This window comes from Methylobacillus gramineus (assembly GCF_020532675.1).
Lineage (GTDB): Bacteria > Pseudomonadota > Gammaproteobacteria > Burkholderiales > Methylophilaceae > Methylobacillus > Methylobacillus gramineus.
The window spans coordinates 586,044-605,696 of sequence record NZ_JAJAVE010000001.1 but is presented as its reverse complement, the minus strand read 5'-3'; the positions used below and the strand labels follow the sequence as shown (position 1 = coordinate 605,696).

Genomic DNA, 19,653 nt, shown 5'->3' with positions numbered 1-19,653 from the left:
TTTCATATTATCGATACTCTTATACAAAATCAATTAGATAGAGAAGGAGCGAAATTAAGCGATTGACACAAACAGTAAAAATAATAAAAATGATAATTAGGTATTAACCATAACTTCTTCAAACATAATAACGTATTAATAATTAAGGGGAATAGGTTTGTACAAGATTTTGATTATTGAGGATCAGCAAGACGTTAGAAAACTCATCCGCATTAGTTTAGAGTTCAACAACTACGATATTCATGAAGCCAGCAACGGGGACATCGGGCTGGAAATGGCAAAAACGATCAAGCCAGACTTGATTTTGATGGACATTATGATGCCAGGGACAACAGATGGATATCAACTTTGTAGTCAGCTTAAATCACAAGATGAATTTAAAAACACCCCGATTATTTTCCTGACCGCAAGAGGACAAGAGCAAGACATTATTTCAGGCTATCAGGCTGGTTGCGACAGTTATCTCACTAAGCCTTTCAGCCCCATTAGACTGGCTGATACGGTAGAAACTTATCTAGTGAATAAAGATATTGTTTAAAGCGTTACTACCACAGTCCAACTTAAGAAACCTCGGACCTTAATGCATAGATAGCAGGCAAATTTCTCCACCAGCCATAAACATCCATGCCACAACCAAACACATATTGATTGGGTACGGTTAAGCCAATGAAATCAGCAGTAATCGGTTTTGATCGCCCCAAATCTTTTTCCACCAAGACAGCGAGCAGCACCTCTTTTGCCCCTAAATGCAGGCATTGCTGCTTGATTTCAATGAGGGTATAACCTTCATCCAGAATGTCATCCAGCACCAGCACCGTTCGCCCACGGACATTTTCACCAGGCTTCACCTTCCACTCAAGATGCATGCCCTCTGTACGATTGTGATAACGGCTCGCTTGTACATAATCAAACTCAAGCGGAAAACTCAAGCGAGGTAGTAACTGGCCGGCAAAAACAACCCCGCCCCCCATGACACACAACACCAAAGGGGCAGCGTCTGCAAGCACAGTACCAATCTCAGTGGCCAAACGATCTAGTGCTTGGTTGATGACACGCTCATCATGAATCAGGATAGCGGTATCCAGAATATCCTGAGGATTAACATTGACCTGATCCATGATGTTGAGCTTACTTGATCAAGTCTCTCAGGTATTGCGAGAACTCTTCGCCTATTTCATCATGTTTCATGGAGAACTCCACGTTCGCCTTCACGTAGCCCAGTTTGCTACCGCAGTCATAACGTTTGCCATCAAACCGATAAGCCAGAATTCTTTGTTTTTCCATTAAAGCAGCAATGCCATCTGTGAGCTGAATTTCACCACCTTTACCAGGCTTCACGTTTTCCAGACACTCAAAGATTTCGGGGGTCAGGATATACCGCCCCACCACAGCAAGATTTGACGGTGCTTCATCAGGCTGAGGTTTCTCCACAATGCCATGTAACTCAAGCACATTCGGACTCACTTCTTTGGCATCAACAATACCGTAGCTCGCTGTCTCGCTCGGATCCACATCTTCAACGCCCAGAATAGAAGCGCCTTGCAGCCCAAACAACTCCACCATTTGCTGCATGGCTGGCTTTTCCGCATCAATCAAGTCATCCGCAAGGATCACTGAGAATGGATCATCCCCTACCACAGACTTTGCCAACAATACCGCATGTCCCAACCCGAGAGCTTCTGCCTGACGGATATAAATGCAGGATACATTCTTTGGCAGAATATTCTGAATCTGCTTCAATACTTCGAATTTCTTACCTGCTTGCAGCGTGGCTTCCAACTCGAAAGACATGTCAAAGTGATCGGGGATGGAGCGCTTGTTGCGTCCAATAATAAAAATTAGCTCCGTTGCGCCAGCGGCTACGGCTTCCTCAACGGCATACTGAATCAATGGCTTGTCTACAATAGGCAACATTTCCTTGGGACTGGCTTTGGTGGCAGGCAAGAAACGTGTGCCTAGACCAGCAACGGGAAATACAGCCTTGGTAATCTTCTTTCTCATGTTCTCATCTTTCTTTTATCACTAATGTATTGTTGATGACCCCAATGCAGGTGCAATATCAATATCAGCATTGATATCACCTAGATACTCCTCCACCCACATGCGTAATTCCTGCTTAATGACAGTCTCATCTATGAGCGATGTCCTATCAACCCACTTCAATAAGGCTTGTACCCAAGCCTCATCCGCGGTTCTTGCCACAGCGATACGCAATTTATCGTGAGGTGTGGGCAAAGTGAGTTCATCATCTGCCAAAAGTTCCTCATATAACTTCTCACCAGGACGTAAACCGGAATATGTAATCTCGATTTCATCATCCGCCAGGCCAGAAAGTCTTATCATATCACGCGCCAAATCGACGATTTTGACCGGTTCACCCATATCGAGCACAAAAATCTCGCCCCCACGCCCCATCGCACCAGCCTGCATCACCAGTTGGGATGCCTCGGGGATGGACATGAAGTAACGTGTAATTTCCGGGTGAGTCACGGTAATCGGCCCGCCTTGTGCTATCTGCTCGCGAAACTTGGGAATCACGCTGCCGCTACTGCCCAAAACATTGCCAAACCGAACAATCACAAACCGAGTACCGGTCTCACTCTGTAGGCCTTGGCATACCATCTCAGCGAGGCGCTTGCTTGCCCCCATCACATTGGTAGGATTGACCGCCTTATCCGTGGACACCATGACAAACTTTGCAACCCCGGCATCTTTACACGACTTAGCCAGCGTGTAAGTACCATTGACATTATTTGACAATGATTCCGCTACATTGCGGCTTTCCATCATGGGAACATGCTTGTATGCGGCAGCGTGGAACACAATGGAAGGTTGATATTGGCCGATAATTTGCCGCACACGCCGGTCATTCCTGACATCGCCGACGATATATTCAATCTGGGTCGTGATATCCATCTGGCTAAACTCCTGCTCCAGGCGGTACAAGGCAAACTCAGACAAATCAAAACACACGAGACAGGATGGCTGAAATTTAAGTACCTGCCGACATAGTTCAGATCCTATGGAACCACCGGCACCGCTGACCATGGCAACTTTTCCATCAATCAAATGATGCAAGCCATCATCATCCAGACTAACCGGCTCTCGCCCCAACAAGTCCTCAACCTCTACCGGCCGAACCTGAGACATACTGACACGCCCGCTCATCAAGTCCTCAAAAGAAGGAACCGTCAGCACCTTCAAACCATTGGTTGTAGCAAGATCAATGACCTTGCGCCGCGATTGACGCTTGGCTGATGGCATCGCCACAATCACATGTGATACTGCCAAGGCAGATGCTATATCAGGCAATTGTTCAATATCTCCCAATACCTTGACACCAAGCAGCTCCCGACCCCGCATGGATTTTTTCTCGTCAAGCAAGCCCACCACGTACCACTCACTGCTTTTTGAAAGATCTTTAAGTAGCGTGATTGCGGCCTCCCCAGCACCAAGCACCAGTACAGGCTCTCCGGATAGCTGCCTTGAGCCGTAAAGCCGATGCTCTTTCCATGCCCGATAAGCAAAACGACTACCGCCCATCAACAACAAGAGCAAAATAGGGTCCATGATCAGTACTGAGCGCGGCACCACACCATGTGGCTGGAACATATAAAGAATAGCCACGACAAGGAATGCGCCTATGCCGATAGCTCGCAAAATACGCTTTAAATCCGGCAAACTGGCAAAGCGCCAGACCCCTCTATAGAGGCCCATCAAGACAAAAATTCCAGACTGTAAAGGGATTACCCAGATTGCATTTTGCAATAAACTATCAACAAAATTGGGAGGTATATCGAAATTGAATCGCAAAAGAAAAGCGCAGACCCATGCCATGCAGGCAGCAGCGATATCATGCAGCAATGCGCTGGCAGAACGGCCATTGCGCAAGTCTATGTATCGTGAAAACTGGAATCGGGGGGAATTGGTTATCACTAGTGTTAGCCGTACGTATTAACGGCTCCATTCTACTAAAAAATCAGACTTATAGTTGGCTTCGTCGCCAATACTTGTCTATCGAGTAATTAAAACAATGTAGAGCTTGACTCATATACAAAAGCCTAAAATATAGAATTCCTACTAATTGAGCACCCACTACTAAATTTAATGTACAACACGATCTCCCCGACCTTTACCCAATACCGTCTGGAACAAAAGCTTGAAATAAAGTGGCAATGTCAAATTGCGCAGCATCAAGGCATCGGTTTCAGCAAGAAGCCGGGGAGTCGACATATCAATATCATTTACCTGGGCAACTCCTGTTATACCTGGCCGTGCATTGTAAACACCCAACAACTGGCGCTCAGCAATCAACTCATCCTGATTAAACAAATTAGGCCTAGGCCCTACCAAACTCATCTCACCCTTCAATACATTCCATAGTTGAGGCAACTCATCCAGCTTAGTCTTCCGTAAAAAACTACCAAGCTTGGTAATTGAGGACGCAGAAGCCAAATGGCTTGCAACAGAAGTCGTGTCAACCTTCATTGTACGAAATTTCACCAGGGTAAAAGGCTGTTGGTAACGCCCCACCCGTATTTGGCGAAATAATGGGGCTCCCGTATCTAGGAGGCCGGCAATATAAATCAGCAATAAAAACGGCAAGCCAAGAACCAACCCCAGCAACGAAAATACAATATCAAAAAATCGAGTCACGATAAACCTTATATATCAAAACAACGCCTCAAGCCTTCATCCACAGAAAGCGGAGGACTCCATCCCAAGAGTGACCGCGTCTTGGATATATCCACCTGCAACGATCCCAAAAGACGCTGGGCAATCGTTTTTTTTCCTAGAATAGTTAAACTCGCACTTAACAATACTGCTGGGATGGGAAGTAGCCTTGAGGGAACATCTGCAGTCATCGCCAAGCGGGCTAGCAAATCTGTTGTAGATAAATCCTCGCCGTCACTTGCCAGAAAAACCTGATTCTTAGCCGCCGGGTGATCAATACAAGTCACAATCAAGTTCACCAAGTTATCAAGCGAGATTAACGAACGTTTATTATGAATAGCCCCTAAAGGCAACGGAACACCGGCCTTTACCCACCTAATCATGCTCGCAAAGTTACCTTTTACTCCCGGCCCATATACCAAAGGAGGGCGAATAATCACCACCTCCATTCCAGTCTCTGCAGAAAGCTGTATCAAGGCCTGCTCGGCCTGCCACTTTGAGATGCCGTAGGGGTCTTGCGGATGAGGTGGGGTATCCTCATCAAATGGTTGTTCATGCGTACACTCCCCATTGACCTTCACAGAGCTAACAAACACAAAGCGCTTGACACCTTGCTTGGCTGCATCCCTCGCAAGACGCACGCTACCGTGCAAATTAGTATCAAGATAGGCCCGCAAAGTATTCGCCCCTTGGTCGTCCATAACATGAACCCTTGCGGCCAAGTGGATAACCACATCCACGCCCTGCAGGATTTTTCCCCAGTCCGTACCCCTATGAATATCCCCCACCTCGATTGTAGGTAGCAAACTGTCAGATCTCGCAGTTCGCGATACGGCCTGTACTTGGCAACCACGCTCAAGTAATGCAGCACACAAGGCGCGCCCTACGAAACCATTTGCCCCAGTCACCAAAAAACTAAGTTGATTCATAGCATCAAAACAAGTTGAATATAATTACGGACATCAAATAAAACCGATCTGTTACAGATCTTCTGCCTTTCCAGACATAGACCAGCAATTGCAATTGACTCCCTATTCCAGGCTGCTCCAGCAGCAGCAATAGCCTACGCAAAACCTCTTGCCGGGAATATCCATACGCAATACGCGTCACCTTGATAACTTGTTGACGATACCATCCATCGCGCATTTTTTTCAAACGCAGCCATTTGCTTTTGAAACTGACATTAGCGCCGATCACATTGTTTGCATGTTGCCGATATTGGACTGAAGGGGTTTCATCAATAACCCATTTATATCCTAAAGCACGAGCGACCGCGTAGGTAAGCCAGTCGTGCAAGCTCACATCGCGGGCAGGGGAATCAAGATGATTAAGTAGTGTTCGCACCTCGCCGATCAATCGAGGAGTCATAAGGAAAGTACAACCTGGCCCAGCGGATTCGAATATATAATCAAATTCCCGTTGCGCTTGAGATTTCATGATAATTTCTGTCTTACCATCCGGCCAGAATGCCTTTACATTGGATGATACGCCATCCGCCTGATGGGCCTGCAGCAAGGTAATATGCCGACTCAATTTATCTACTTCCCATATGTCATCTTGATCAGAAAAAGCTACATAATCGAAGCCAACAGTATCTACGTCAACAATCAAACGATAAAAATTTCTGCCAGCGGAGCCAGTACGATGTTTCTGGGGCAGCAAAGTGATATTGGCCTGTGTGGTGACCTTTGAGCACAACCATTCCCAAGTGCCATCGGTTGAGAAATCATCCGAAATAAACACGTGGATGTTGACACCGGTTTGCGCCAACAGACTGGCAAGCTGATCAGCAATCCATTGCCGGCCGTTGAAGCTGGCCAAGAGCACCGCAATCCTGGGATATAGACACTCGGTATTCATCGCGCTCGACCCAACTGCGACTTGATGGCAGCAGCCAATTGATGATTTTTCACGGTAATCAGCTTGTCGCTATGAGGTATGCCCTCTGCACCTATTGGCGTCGATACCACGGTGGCGCCTGCCTCAAGCATTTGCAGGACCTTGATCTTGACACCAGCACCATAATAAACCGGAGCAATACAAAATGTTGCCTCTCTGAAAGCCTGATTTGGATCATCAACAGAACCTGTCACCCTTACGCCTGGTAGCAGGATGGCGATTAGGCGCAATAACCTTCTCGGTGCAAGACCGAGTATCCAGCATTGCACGTCACGATGCCGTAACCAGATCATGGGATAACTGGTTAACAAAAATCTTAGAATGGAATAGTGATTTTCAGCCCGCTGCATATTGCCAAAAAAAACCAAGTTTCTGCGGCCGGGAAATTGGTTCACGATCTCAATAATGGGGGTACCATCATTAACTCGCCCCATCTGTAGGTTATCAGGGACAATTACTTCTATACTCCCTGTATAGCCTATTTCTTGGCATTTCAGTGCATCTTTTCTCGAGAGGGTATAGCAGTGCAATATATGCGCCAGCAGAGAGCACTCAATTCGCAAGACAGATTGCCTCATAAATCCTAGCAAAGGGCGACGTTCAATTTTTTGCGATACCACATCATGCACGATGTAATGCAACGTCAAATGCTTGAGCACTGGGGAAAACCCCAGGCAGGATGGGAAATCCAGGTAAATATTTGATATCAAATACTTGCTAATAAGTTGGGCGATCAAATCCAGCGCTTGCGGTGATACACGAGTAAACAGCCACGGGCTCAAAAAACTTCCTTGGCGGCATGAATGCCACAATGCGGCCAGCGTCATCCATCGAGTATGGGTCAGGGTGTTATAAGAGGCACACAATGCAACAACTTCAGGATTGGCTGACTGGTAGTCCGGGGCCAGCACAAGCACATGAAGCTGCTTCCCTTGCGCGCAAAGCAATTGAAGGTGCTGGTGGCTGATCGCCTCCCCGGCCCCAATAAATCCTGTGCCTCCGGGATGGAAAGCGGTGATAAATAGAACGTCCTGATTACTCATGTCTACATGCTAAAAATTATTGTTTTTACGTTTTGCATACCGTATCAAGCTGGGCGCATAGCGGATCAGGCGCAGAAGGAACAATAGCACTTGTAATGCAGCATTGCGCTCCGTCTCCAGTTGCACGCGGAAGAACTCTGTCATGGAACCAGGCAGATCCACCCCGGAAACGCCAGTAGTCGGATAGTATCCGGCAACAAAATCGGCGCTATGGATCACCGTATCAGAGGCATCGCAGACACGCTTGATGAAGTAATGATCTGCCGCGATGGGAAAGCGCCGTGAGTAGTATCCAAAACGCTGATGCAGGCTTTTCTTGATTAAAGTTCCGACTGAATGCTGGGAAATATAAGCAAGTTGGCCGCGCAAGCAAGGCTTGGAGGTACCAGGTTTCAGCAAGCCGTACTCAGTCTCCACACTAGCGGTGACGATATCCGCGGCATACTGGCTCGCCGCCTCTTTGAATGCCTGGATTGCATGCGGGTACAAGCGGTCATCGGCTCCCAGCACAATATAGTATTCTCCCGAACACAACGCGATGGCTCTGTTGAGAGCATCATAAATGCCAAAATCCTTTTGCTCAGATAGCAGCAGATTAAGGCCGACCACCCCCTGGAGATAGGCCAGCGTCTCATCATTGGAGCCACCATCAGCTACCACCCACTCAAAATCGCTATCACTTTGCTTAAGTAGGCTTTCAACCAAGCGTGGCAAATGCTGCGCAGCATTATATGTTGCCGTGATAATACTGATTTTAGGCACTGGTATTAATCCTGACTCTTACAGACAATCCCTTTGCCGCCATCAACCACGACCTCAATCGCGACCTAACACTATGCCGCTCTGGCAATAAGGCCAGAGGGATATCATGCTGATGCAACACCTTGCACTGTAGCCGCAGGCTTGTCAGATATTCGTCGTAAAGATAGCGGGATGTGCTTGCGATACGATAACCTTCGAACAACTTGACGCAATCAGGGGCAATGATGCGAAAAGCGTGGAAATGGAAAAATACCGGCTTGAACCCCGGTTTTTGACCTTGCAATAGATAATCCACATTCCAGGGTGCCAGGGTCTGTTCCACACGCTTGAGGATATGTATCTCTTGTGCAAACATCTCAGGCCACACATCGAGATATTTCTGATCGCCAAACTTGCCATCTTCCAAGCGCGCATAGCACCACTCCAAGCATCGTGCCTGCCACCATTGCATGACCACGCGCGCTGAATCACTGCGATCAAACACCATGAACTGGACGCAGAATCTGCCGCTGGATTCCAAGTACTTGAAATACTCGGGTGCATAGGCATGTTCAGTGATCATGACATGCTTGCCACTTTGCTCAAACTCCTGAAACAGGATGCTGGGATCTTTGTAAAATAATAAATCCGCATCAAGATAAGTCACGCGCTCAACTTTAACATCCCGGGAAAACACCCATTCGGCAGTAAATGGCGTAATCGTCCAACAATATTCAGCCTTGGACCTACTGGACTTAACATCAAGCAATGCCTGGCTTTCAAAATCGGCCAGGCGCATCAGCGAAACATGGGGCAACTGTAATTTTTCCAGTTGCTCATGCACCTCCTGATCCATGCAGACTATCCATAAGTGAAATGGCTGAGCATGGCGCATCAGTGAATCATGCAAGCACAAACCCTGAGGCAGAAACTTACTGTCAAACAGCGTAACAAAATGCTCCATGTTAAGGAGCAAACCGATTGACTGCACCAATGACTGCCTGAACATCCTGTTCAGACATTTGGGGATGACATGGCAGAGAGAGGCATTGCAACGCATGGGCCTCACTAAACTGCAGCCCTGCTGGATCTCTCAATATGTCTTTGCACTTTTCCTGATGATGAATAGGCACAGGATAATGAATCAGCGCCTGGACGCCACTCGCCTGCAAGTGGGTCTGCAATGCTTCGCGGTGTTCCGTTAATACAACAAACAAATGATACACATGGGCTAATGGCTCTGTTGGAGCTTGCATGAGGCGCACGTATGGGTTATTTAACTGCTGCCTGTATTGAGCCGCAATTGATTGCCTATGGCTTGTATATTGTTCCAGCCAGCCTAGCCTGACCGTAAGCAAGGCTGCCTGTATTTCGTCAAGACGACTATTCAAGCCAAACTCGGGATGGTAATAACGCACACTTTGGCCATAATTTCTTAGCACTGCAGCCTTATCTGCCAAGGCAGGCTCTAATGTCACCAAAGCCCCGCCATCGCCAATGGCACCTAGGTTTTTAGTTGGATAAAAGCTGTAAGCGCCAAAACGACCAAAACTTCCTGCCACTTTGCCTTCCACTTGCGCCAAGTGTGCTTGAGCGCAATCTTCCAGCAAAGCAAGCTGATGCTGATCGCACAAGTCCACCCAGGATTGCATATTCCTGATCTGGCCATAAAGATGTACTAGCAAGACAGCCTTGGTGCGCTGATTGATGCATCGGCGGACACTTTCCTGGCTTAACAAGCCAGTATCAGGATTGATATCAGCCAATACCGGTGTCGCACCCGCTCGTATGATCGCCAGCACGGACGCAAAAGCCGTCATCGCAGTGGTAATCACCTCGTCCCCCGGCCCGATGTCCAGCGCGCGCAAACCTATCTCAATGGCATCCATGCCATTACCAACACCCACGGTATGAGAAGTGCCGCAATACTGGGACCACAATGACTCGAACTTGCGACCCTCCTCACCCAATACATACCAACCAGAGCGCAATACACGTTCGACGGCTTGCAGTTCTGCTGCAATCAAAGCTTCAGGCTCAGCCTTGAAATCATTCATTAAAATCATATGCTGTCCCAATATTTGTCATGATGCTGGCGATAGTAGCCCAAGCTGGCAGCAAGGCCTTGCTGTAAATTTACCTTGGGGCTCCAGCCCAGCGTGCTTTTAATTTTATTGAAGTCACTGTAGTAGTCGCCAATATCTATTGCCTTTCTTTCTGCGGGGAAAGGCACAATTTCATAACGGGAACCGGGTTGCAATTTTGTCATCATTTCTGCCACTTGCTGGAGGCTGACAACCTCCTCGCTACCCAGGTTGAATACCTGGCCCTCGGCATCTTGACTGGCCGCCGCCAGTAACAAAGCATCCACCACATCATCGACATAATTGAAGTCGCGTAGTTGCTGGCCATCCCCGAATACGGCAATCGGCTGACCTTCAATCACCCTGCGCAACCAGATACCCAGAAAAGTTTGCCTGGCATCCTTGACGCGCATACCCGGCCCATAAGTATTAGTCAGGCGGAGGGCGCAGGCTTTAATCCCATAAACATTGTTATAGAGGATGTGATACCACTCACCTGCCAACTTATTGATGCCATTAACATCCACAGGCTTAACCGGATGTGTTTCATCTACAGGCAGATATTCAGGTTTGCCGTAAAGCTGCCTGGTGCTGGCAAACACAATCTTCACCGCTGGATTATGCTGTCTACATGCCTCAAGAATGGAGAGCTGAGCTGCAGCATTGATGTCCAGATCCGTCATCGGATCAGTCATGGAATCTAGATGGCTAGTTTGCCCTGCTAGATTAAAAAGATAGTCTTTGCCCTTGATGAGGTAAGCCATAGCATGGCTATCACGCACGTCACTGATATTGATTTTGACTAGCGCTTCATAGCCACTGAGATTAAACGCATTACCACCGTAAAGGGGCAAAAGACTGTCAACGACAGTGACTTTGGCATTGTGGTCAATTAACCTTTTAACCAGACTAGATCCAATGAAACCTAGGCCACCGGTAACAAGGATCTCCTTACCCGAATAGAGTTCATAATTCATACAATTGCCTTAACAATCTTGATAATTAAGGATACTGGGCCATTCGTTTTAAGTATGAACCCAAAGTCCCACGCACATGCCCATGCCTACCCCCAGGTATTAATGTGTGCTTCTACGCTTGAAAAGCAATCCTTTGTAATAGCCTATTTCGGTAGGATCAGTGCCGGGAAACTCCATTATGATTTCATAGCCAGCCGAGCTCATAGTGTCCAGAAACTTAGACCAAGACAAGAACCAGGCAGGGTAACTTGCAGGATAAATCGAAGGTGGTACGGTCTGTACGCTTAGGCGATCATCACCATCATTGAATGATGTTCTGTCAAACAGGAAAAATTCAGCGTCCAATTGCAGCAACTCTTCGAGTAGCTGGTAAGGTTTTTCCATATATTGCAATACACTGGAAAGGAAAATAACATCTGGCGTACCCTCCAATGCAAATTCAGCAGGCGTATTGTAAAACTTTAAAACGCGCGTATTGAGATTTTCCTGCCCACAAACAACAAAATGCGCCTGCTCCACCACCCCCCAGCGCAGGTTTTGCACCGAAGACAATATAGCAGCATGCTGTGAATAAAAGCTGGCCAAAGACCCTCCAAAATCAAGGACACTCAACCTACTACCTGAGCTAAGGGCTGCATACAACAGGCCAGATAGTGCCGGGTACCTGTACTCGACATGATAAAAGCAAACTGAATCCCGCTCAAAAGTCGCCTCCCCCCTTTTGACCTTTAAGGCTGAGTTCTTGATGGTTTCAAGAATATTCGCGGCATCATAACCACTACTGTCCAGCTTAGCCTGATCCCATGAGGGATAGTTCCCCGCAAATGAAGAGCTTACCCGACGATGCCTGAGCCTACGTAGCACTTGAAACAATATAGGTGGGCACAACGCCTTGATGATGTTAGTCAACCTCATAAAAATTTCTTAAATGATACGTTTACTTTACGTAGCAATCTCCGCAATCTAGATACCTTATTTTTCTTGAAAAATTTTTCAAATTGCCTAAATGCTTGTTCGCTCTCACTAAGCGGAATAGCTCCAAGGATTAAAGGCTCATCCCTTAACTGAGAAGAGTAACTATCAGTTTGTCCGCAATGAACGCCAGAGCCATCATTGCCAATATTCCTTAGCAAGGACTTCCCCGGATAAAGCGTCAGTTTATTTAGCAGAAAGGTACTGGCGTGCCAACGTATTGCCCAGGAGTTATTGCTACCTGTTATCTGGGCTCGCAACATATCTGAAAAAGAATAATTTCCGTTGAAATCAAATTTCTTGAGCAAATCAAGCACGGTCAATTGCGCCAACAGTTTACTACCATCTGGCTCGAACCATGCCCAGCGATCTTCCCATGTAGCCCAACCCCAGCAATCAGCACCTCGCAAAAAGAAAGTTTCAGGCAAGCCTGAAATCGGATAAACATAGGCATGAATGCTTGCCACATCCTGATATTCTGCATACTTGGTCAAGCCATCATTCATGTATTGAAGAAAATATGGGCTAGTGACCATGTCATCTTCAAGAACAATTACCTTGCCGCGCGCGTTAATTACCGTAGTAACACCATCAATAATCGAGGCAGCCAGCCCAAGATTGGACTCACGCTCTATTATCGTCAGTGACTTAAAGCCTTTGATACTGTGAATAAACGCTCTCACAGCATCAACCATGTTTTGCTGTGTAGCATTTTTTGCAGCATCAGAAAAAATCAGCAAGTCCGTATCAGCAGACAAACGATTGCGTACAAGCGCCTCAATGGTCCTTTTTGTATGGTCAGGGCGGTTATACGTGAATAAGGCAACAGGAGCAAGATTTGACATACTTGTCTACAAGTTCGAACAGTCTTGATAAAACTCCGTATTGAAAGTACGTGCTATGATTTTGTAATTATTCTGAATCATGAAAGCACGTATACGCTCGCCAGCCTCATCATCAAGTGCCTCTGCGAGCACAATACGTGGCCTGTATTTTGACCAGTCATTGGACACAAGCACTTGGTAATCAAGCCCTTCCACATCTATCGTCATGAAGTCGATTTTAGTTCCTGGTTGCAGTATTTCATCTAAGATTTTATTCAATGGTCGTACTGGCACCTTACGGGTACCGATGCTTTTATATGTGGTGTTTTCTATGCGTTGATCGGCAAGGATTTTGCTGAAGGTATTGAGAGCTGGTTCATCAAACATATAATAAGTCAGCTCAGACTCTTGATCAGAAACTCCCATTTCCAAGGCAATATCTGCTGGGCGCCTTTGCTTGAACAGCGCAATAGCATCCTGTGATGGATCAACACAAACTCCGCGCCAACCACGCTTATAAAATAAATAGGTATTTGAAAACCTTACCGGGTGATGAGCACCAATATCAATATAGTATCCGCTAGAAGATCGGTCAAAAATTCTACCCAGAATTAAATCCTCTCCTTCTTGAGCATAAGATAGTTTATATAAGCCTCTGTCACGAAAGAGCGAGAAAAGTCCTTTCGCATACGTAAATATTTTGAGAGAAAAACTTGAGATAGACATAAATTTATACTTTATTGATTAAGGCTAAATCAACTGTATGATCAACTTGAGTCATTATATAAGGATCATGACTCACAAAAATAATGATCTTGTTTTTATATTCAGTCATAAGATTACGTATCACCACTTCTTGCGTAGCTTTATCTAATGCTGTTGTGCTTTCATCAAGTATCAGCACATCAGGTTTGCGTACTAATGCCCTTGCAATGGCAATACGCTGACGTTGCCCACCTGAAAGATTTTTTCCTTGATACTGCAAACGGGTTTCATAGCCTTGTGCAAGACTCTCCACATCTTTAGAGATACAAGCCAATTTGCAAGCCCATTTTACGTCTTCAAGAGTAAAAGCCTCGCCCATGCAAATATTGTTATAAACCGTATCATCAAAAATTGCAGACTCTTGATTGATCAGGACAATAGAGCGCCTGATACGTGCACCTGGGATATTTTCCGTTGAAACACCGTCTATAAAAATGCTGCCAGATGCTGGAGGATAAAACTTCAGCAGAACATCCAGCAAAGTAGATTTTCCTAAACCAGACTTTCCCACCAAGGCATAAGAGTTATTCTTTTCAAACGCGTAGTTAACAGAATTGAGAATAGCTGGCCTAGCACCTTGAGAGTCATGGTAAGAAAACGACAAATCATTCACCTTGATCTTTTCCACCTTGTTAATGTGATTGGCAAAACTAGCACTATCGACGCTTTCATCAGAGACTAATTCAGTCACATCTTTACCCGATTTTGCATCTGCAACAATACGAACAGCTAGAGTTATACTCTGGCCAACTACTGGAAAGAATCGCATAAGATAAGCTATCAATGACACAATGTAGGCCATGCCTAAGTTTTCGATTGAAACCCAACCACTCAATATTAAAATCAAAGATCCAAGCAGTAAAAATATTATTGGGACTAATTTCGTTGCCAGATTAATTGCGTCAAGATAAAAAAGAATATTTGCATACGTGAAAATCTTTCGCTTATACAAGCCGGCAACATATTTCTCGGAAGAAAGTGATCTGACTGCTTTAATATTATTCATCGCATCCATGAAAATGGAATTTGCTTTTCTTGATCCCTCTATTTGCCTAACGCCCATCTTATGAGATATCTTTAAAATCCAAATAAAGAATACGCCAGACACCAGCATCAAAATAAAAATCATTTCAGCGGCATATAATGAGTAAACTGCGATGGAAATAAAATACATTACACCTAGTAGAAATGTTGCAACAAACTGAGTTAGTGCAACAACCAAAGTACTTGCCCTGAAAGACTCATCGCCAGCGAGTCCCATAAAAAAACCAATACTTTTTTCAGAGATTTTATCAATTGACATTGAGGTGATGATTTTTTCGAAAGCCCTAGAGCCAAGCTGGGCCATCACACGTCTTCCAAGGTAGTGTGTCAAGCTTTGGCTCAATAGTTGAGTGATTACCCTCAAAGTGAACAATAAGAAAAAAACTTGCAAAAGGCTGGCAGCATCAACTTTAAGCCCTAACATACTCAGTGCTTTTGGAATCAAACCATGCTTATCTACTATTTCACCTGAAACAAGCTCAAATAAAGGCAATAGGCTAGCCATAGCCAACAATTCGATACCGATAGAAATAATAGAAATTAGAACACTCAAATACAACAAAGGGTTGTTATTGAAAGCAAACTTTAATAATTTAAAAATGTATTTTGCTTGAGGCAATTTATTCGACAACTTTCATTTTAAGTAGTAATGCACACTTAATATCAATTATAGTAACTATCAGAAAATTAATTCATATTGAATGCTCTTTGACCATAGCTTCAATTTCAGCATCAGAAACAGCATGGCCAGCATCAGCTAAAACACCTTCAAAAAGACTAGATTGATTATTAAGAACCAGACTTAAAAATCTTAAACGATCTGTGTCATTGGACCTTGCATTCCATAAGTCGTAACTTTTCCGCAAATTAACTGAAAACTTATTAGCCACCCTGCTTAATAATTTATACATAGGCTTGTCTGGCCAGCTCCGGCCGATATCCAGCGGCTGATTAATTCTGACAGTGCCGAGCGAAAAACTGACAGCGAGCCAGCGATAGGCATTAACTATATGTGAATTATCATATGATTTTACCAAAGAAAGCACTTTGATAAGATTGTCATAATACTCATGCTCAGACTCGCCGGTTAAATGTATATCCTCAGGATAAGAAGGCAAGTATTTATCGTAGGTAATGACAGGTATGCCATGCAGCAACGCTTCGACACCAGTAGCTGACCAACCTGTTACCAATGCATGTACATCATCCAAAAAATCGTATAGTGAGATATTCTGGTCTGGTGAATTCAATTTAACGTTATCAGGGAGAACTTTGAGCATTCCTTCCCAGATCAATGCTTGCTCAGACTGATTGGAATCTCGCTTATTAGGATAATCTCGCGGATGAACCCTTATTACAAGATAGTCATCAGGCCTAGATTTCATAAAATTGATTGTATGTTTAATCCATTCAAACTGGTCTGAGAAAACCAGACTTTTAACTTTACGTTCAGGAAAACCCTGGATTACAAAGGCCGCATATGCTTCATCAAAGCTACTTAATGATGCCAGGAGAATTTTAGCATTCTGAGGAATATTGAATTTTTCACGGATTGAAAAATTTCCTGTTTTTGGAGCTGAGAATACAGCAAAAGACTTACCTTTGAATAATTCAGAAACATGTGCTGAAACTCTATCAATATCTTCAAGGCTCACTAAATTTTTAACATCTTGCCAATGCCGCAGTGCAGGATTTACTAATTTATATTGACTCCACTCCCACACTCTCAAAGCACTGTATCTTTCAGCGTTGCTTGAGCTGCCTTCGAGAAAATATGCTTGCTTGCCTTGATTAACTGCATATTCCGCACATACACCATTCACACCATACTGCGGACTATAAAAGAAAATCTTATCCGGATACTCTTGTTTGAATATTTGAATGAAGCCTATTAATGACACAATGGCATTTCTTAAGTGAACTTGAAGATCCTGCCATTGCTCCTCACGGAACTCCAATGACATTTTTTTGTATTTCAGCAATGGTTCGTATGTAGCCAAGCGTCCGACAGGTATATTTTCATGATGAAAATCGAGAAAATTATCTACTGTGACATCCTTCAATAAAAATTCAACCAACTCCTTGGTTTCATTATCAATATAATCATGCAGCTTTAGATGTTTGCTTTTGAAGGATTGCGTTATTTTTTTTGCATTTTTTATACAGGAATCACAAATTTTATTTTTCTTAAGCACATCTTCGTTCAACGCAAGATTGAACGCACTCATACTGGTGCAGTAATGGGAAAAGCTTTTATTACAAGATACATATACCAATTCATGCCCAGCCTCACTTAAGTGTGATGCCAAACGACTTTCAGGCAATGCATGTAGCCAGATTGCTGCATGCAATGAATAAAACATAGCTTTCATACTTCTACTCTTCCCAGCAATCTAAGGTAGATCAAGCGTAAATCAGCAGGCCTTTCTACCCAGTGCCCAATAACAAGTGCCATCGTTAAAATCATTATACAAGATAGCAATGACATCCATTCTCTAGCCAAGCTGCCATAGGTATCAAAGTTATATGTGAAGATTGCGTACGATAGCAACAACATAGGGAAATGGACGATATATAAGGTGTAGGAAGAATTAGCCAGTGTATTCATCACTTTAATTTCTGGAACCTTGTATTTTATTGCTGCCAAAAACAAAGAATAAACAAAGAAAACCTGAAGCGGAAAAGAGAAAAAATTTTGTTCAATAAGTACCATTGCTAAAATCAGGGCAAGCATCACGACGGCCAAATTTCTGAAATTAATAAAATCTTTATGATATAAAAAGATCACACCTCCACTTATCCACCACAAACTGTAATAAACCTCTGTTTTAGTATTAAAGAATAAAAATATAGTTGCTGTAACTAGGCCAGTTACAGCAATCATGTTTAGTAATTTTCTTTGTTTATAACCAATATAAATCATTGCAAATAAACAAGCATAGAAATATAGCTTAGCTTCAATATATAAACTCCATAATGGCCCATTCATTTGCAATAACCCATTATTCATCAATAACGAATTTACAACGTCGCGCGCACTAATACTTAGGTACTCTCTTGCCTGATAAATATCTCCTGGCGCTTTTAAAGTACCCGCTGATCCGGGCAGTTCAAAGATCACAATAATATTATAGGCAATAATCGAAACTAAAATGGAAACAATAAGAGGGGGGTATATTCGCCACAACCTGCTAGAGGCGTAATCAAATACAGAGAGATGTCCTCCATTGCGCTGGATGTTTCGATGCAGACTATTAGAAATCACATAGCCACTTAACACAAAAAAGACCAAGACTGCGGTATCACTCAAATAATGATTTAGCTCATATTTCCAGGATATTAGACCAATGGTGGGCAACCAATAAACTTGAAAGGTGTGACTGAGAAAAACAGTTAGTGCTGCAATTGCCCTCAGATAATCAAGACTTTTAATCATAATAATTAATAATACACTTACAACAATCAATCATTTCAGCTTGTTCTCTTCCAACCACGCTACTACTCTGGGAGTAATCAAATCTCTTTTTTCCTTGACGTCACTAAGTATCTTGTAACTCTCACCATGAGCTTTTGATAAATCACCAAGAATAAATTTGTATTGTCTCAATAGTTCTTTTTTGAAGTTAATTTGCCTGACATCGACGATTTTTTCTTCTATTCCCAATTCACAAAATAATTCTTTAATTTGCTTGTATGAATATAAACCTATTACTGGAACATGATTTGCTATCGCTACAACATTGGCATGGAAACGCATACCAAGTATCAATGTACAGTTGCCATATTCAGAAAATAATGTATCTTCAAACTTAACATTAGTTTCATAACCCGCGACTTTCACATTTTCCCGCCTACATGCATCTGGCAACCGTGACAATATGTCTGCATATACCTTAAGGTCACTGTATATATGAGGGAAGAAAATAAACCTTAGTGATTTATTATCACTCCACATTTCAGCCAAAGTATCACTGAACTCGGATATGAACCCTGAGTAATCATGTTCACCAGACCCACCTGGATATCTTGTTTCCAACATATCTCCAGCTAGGTTAATACCAATCGTAACCGGATCTTTTATCTGGGCATTGGGAGCAATGTCTCTTAGAGTATCAATCGAATTTACAAAAAATCCACCATCTGGCAAGGGTAAAACTTTATCCACCATGATGTTATTTGAAATTCGTTTTTTCAGGGTGGCCATCGCCCCATCGTTGCGTACACTGACCAAATATTGCCTGGATGAAGTTAAGACCTCCAAGAAATTGGTGAATCTAGCAAGACTTTTATCACTACAGCCCAAGCCATCATCAACCCCTAATGCATTGAAAAATACGGGGACTTTAATTTTTTCAAACATCTCAATCTCAATCGAAATTGAGGTGCCAGTAGGAGAGGAATCTACCCACAACTCAAAGAAATTTCCACCTCCTACTACTACCAGGTCATATTGATTCACGGTAGCTACAAAATCGTTATCAAAAGCGACATTTTTCCGGTAAACATTGCGTATTTCGAATTCATCCCATTGGATCTTCCCAAGCAGCCCTTGAAACCAGTTGCGAAAACCATAGTGGTTGGCTATATCGCCAACATTTCCAGAAAAACTTCCTATTTGCAGTACTTTCAT

Annotated in this window: 19 protein-coding genes; 1 reads left to right on the top strand and 18 read right to left on the bottom strand. The window is 43.9% G+C overall.

Going from position 1 to position 19,653, the window contains the following annotated elements; genetic code table 11:
- Positions 1-157: 157 nt before the first annotated feature.
- Positions 158-538, top strand: a complete 381-nt coding sequence (locus LG201_RS02840) for a response regulator transcription factor (protein WP_226770662.1) — start codon at positions 158-160, stop codon at positions 536-538.
- A 22-nt stretch (positions 539-560) separates the two neighbouring features.
- Here the strand turns inward: LG201_RS02840 and LG201_RS02835 are convergent, their stop codons facing one another.
- The 18 genes from LG201_RS02835 to LG201_RS02750 all read right to left on the bottom strand — a co-directional run bounded on the left by LG201_RS02835 (position 561) and on the right by LG201_RS02750 (position 19,653).
- The gene (locus LG201_RS02835; protein ID WP_226770661.1) at positions 561-1,118 is read right to left on the bottom strand and encodes a hypoxanthine-guanine phosphoribosyltransferase; all 558 of its coding nucleotides are present in this window, start codon (positions 1,116-1,118) and stop codon (positions 561-563) included.
- A 10-nt stretch (positions 1,119-1,128) separates the two neighbouring features.
- Positions 1,129-2,001 carry a UTP--glucose-1-phosphate uridylyltransferase GalU gene (gene galU / locus LG201_RS02830; protein ID WP_226770660.1) on the bottom strand — a complete coding sequence of 291 codons (873 nt, stop codon included), beginning with the start codon at positions 1,999-2,001 and terminating at the stop codon, positions 1,129-1,131.
- A 21-nt stretch (positions 2,002-2,022) separates the two neighbouring features.
- A complete protein-coding gene (locus LG201_RS02825) occupies positions 2,023-3,837 on the bottom strand; it encodes a polysaccharide biosynthesis protein (protein WP_226771910.1) in 1,815 nt (604 codons plus the stop codon).
- Positions 3,838-4,104: 267 nt separating this feature from the next.
- Positions 4,105-4,656, bottom strand: coding sequence for a sugar transferase (locus tag LG201_RS02820; protein WP_226770659.1), 552 nt, complete (start codon positions 4,654-4,656; stop codon positions 4,105-4,107).
- An 8-nt stretch (positions 4,657-4,664) separates the two neighbouring features.
- A complete protein-coding gene (locus tag LG201_RS02815) occupies positions 4,665-5,603 on the bottom strand; it encodes a UDP-glucose 4-epimerase family protein (RefSeq protein ID WP_226770658.1) in 939 nt (312 codons plus the stop codon).
- Between the two features lie 4 nt (positions 5,604-5,607).
- On the bottom strand, positions 5,608-6,534 hold the full coding sequence (locus tag LG201_RS02810) for a glycosyltransferase (RefSeq protein ID WP_226770657.1): 927 nt from the start codon (positions 6,532-6,534) through the stop codon (positions 5,608-5,610).
- Complete coding sequence (locus LG201_RS02805) at positions 6,531-7,400, bottom strand: glycosyltransferase family 4 protein (RefSeq protein WP_226770656.1); 870 nt, start codon at positions 7,398-7,400, stop codon at positions 6,531-6,533. The genes LG201_RS02810 and LG201_RS02805 overlap by 4 nt, the downstream gene beginning before the upstream one ends.
- Before the next feature lie 225 nt (positions 7,401-7,625).
- A complete protein-coding gene (locus tag LG201_RS02800) occupies positions 7,626-8,378 on the bottom strand; it encodes a glycosyltransferase (protein WP_226770655.1) in 753 nt (250 codons plus the stop codon).
- Positions 8,371-9,213: a glycosyl transferase gene (locus LG201_RS02795; protein ID WP_226770654.1), complete on the bottom strand. Its 843-nt coding sequence runs from the start codon at positions 9,211-9,213 to the stop codon at positions 8,371-8,373. Before LG201_RS02795 ends, LG201_RS02800 begins: the two co-directional genes overlap by 8 nt.
- A gap of 109 nt (positions 9,214-9,322) precedes the next feature.
- Positions 9,323-10,414, bottom strand: a complete 1,092-nt coding sequence (locus LG201_RS02790) for a DegT/DnrJ/EryC1/StrS family aminotransferase (protein WP_226770653.1) — start codon at positions 10,412-10,414, stop codon at positions 9,323-9,325.
- 5 nt (positions 10,415-10,419) lie between these two features.
- Positions 10,420-11,418, bottom strand: a complete 999-nt coding sequence (locus LG201_RS02785; protein ID WP_226770652.1) for an NAD-dependent epimerase/dehydratase family protein — start codon at positions 11,416-11,418, stop codon at positions 10,420-10,422.
- A gap of 99 nt (positions 11,419-11,517) precedes the next feature.
- A complete protein-coding gene (locus tag LG201_RS02780) occupies positions 11,518-12,327 on the bottom strand; it encodes a methyltransferase, TIGR04325 family (protein WP_226770651.1) in 810 nt (269 codons plus the stop codon).
- 2 nt (positions 12,328-12,329) lie between these two features.
- Positions 12,330-13,235, bottom strand: coding sequence for a glycosyltransferase family 2 protein (locus tag LG201_RS02775; RefSeq protein WP_226770650.1), 906 nt, complete (start codon positions 13,233-13,235; stop codon positions 12,330-12,332).
- 6 nt (positions 13,236-13,241) lie between these two features.
- Positions 13,242-13,940: an FkbM family methyltransferase gene (locus LG201_RS02770; protein ID WP_226770649.1), complete on the bottom strand. Its 699-nt coding sequence runs from the start codon at positions 13,938-13,940 to the stop codon at positions 13,242-13,244.
- 4 nt (positions 13,941-13,944) lie between these two features.
- On the bottom strand, positions 13,945-15,654 hold the full coding sequence (locus LG201_RS02765; protein ID WP_226770648.1) for an ATP-binding cassette domain-containing protein: 1,710 nt from the start codon (positions 15,652-15,654) through the stop codon (positions 13,945-13,947).
- Between the two features lie 61 nt (positions 15,655-15,715).
- A complete protein-coding gene (locus LG201_RS02760) occupies positions 15,716-17,395 on the bottom strand; it encodes a hypothetical protein (RefSeq protein ID WP_226770647.1) in 1,680 nt (559 codons plus the stop codon).
- Positions 17,392-18,489: an acyltransferase family protein gene (locus tag LG201_RS02755; RefSeq protein ID WP_226770646.1), complete on the bottom strand. Its 1,098-nt coding sequence runs from the start codon at positions 18,487-18,489 to the stop codon at positions 17,392-17,394. Before LG201_RS02755 ends, LG201_RS02760 begins: the two co-directional genes overlap by 4 nt.
- A complete protein-coding gene (locus LG201_RS02750) occupies positions 18,490-19,653 on the bottom strand; it encodes a polysaccharide pyruvyl transferase family protein (RefSeq protein WP_226770645.1) in 1,164 nt (387 codons plus the stop codon).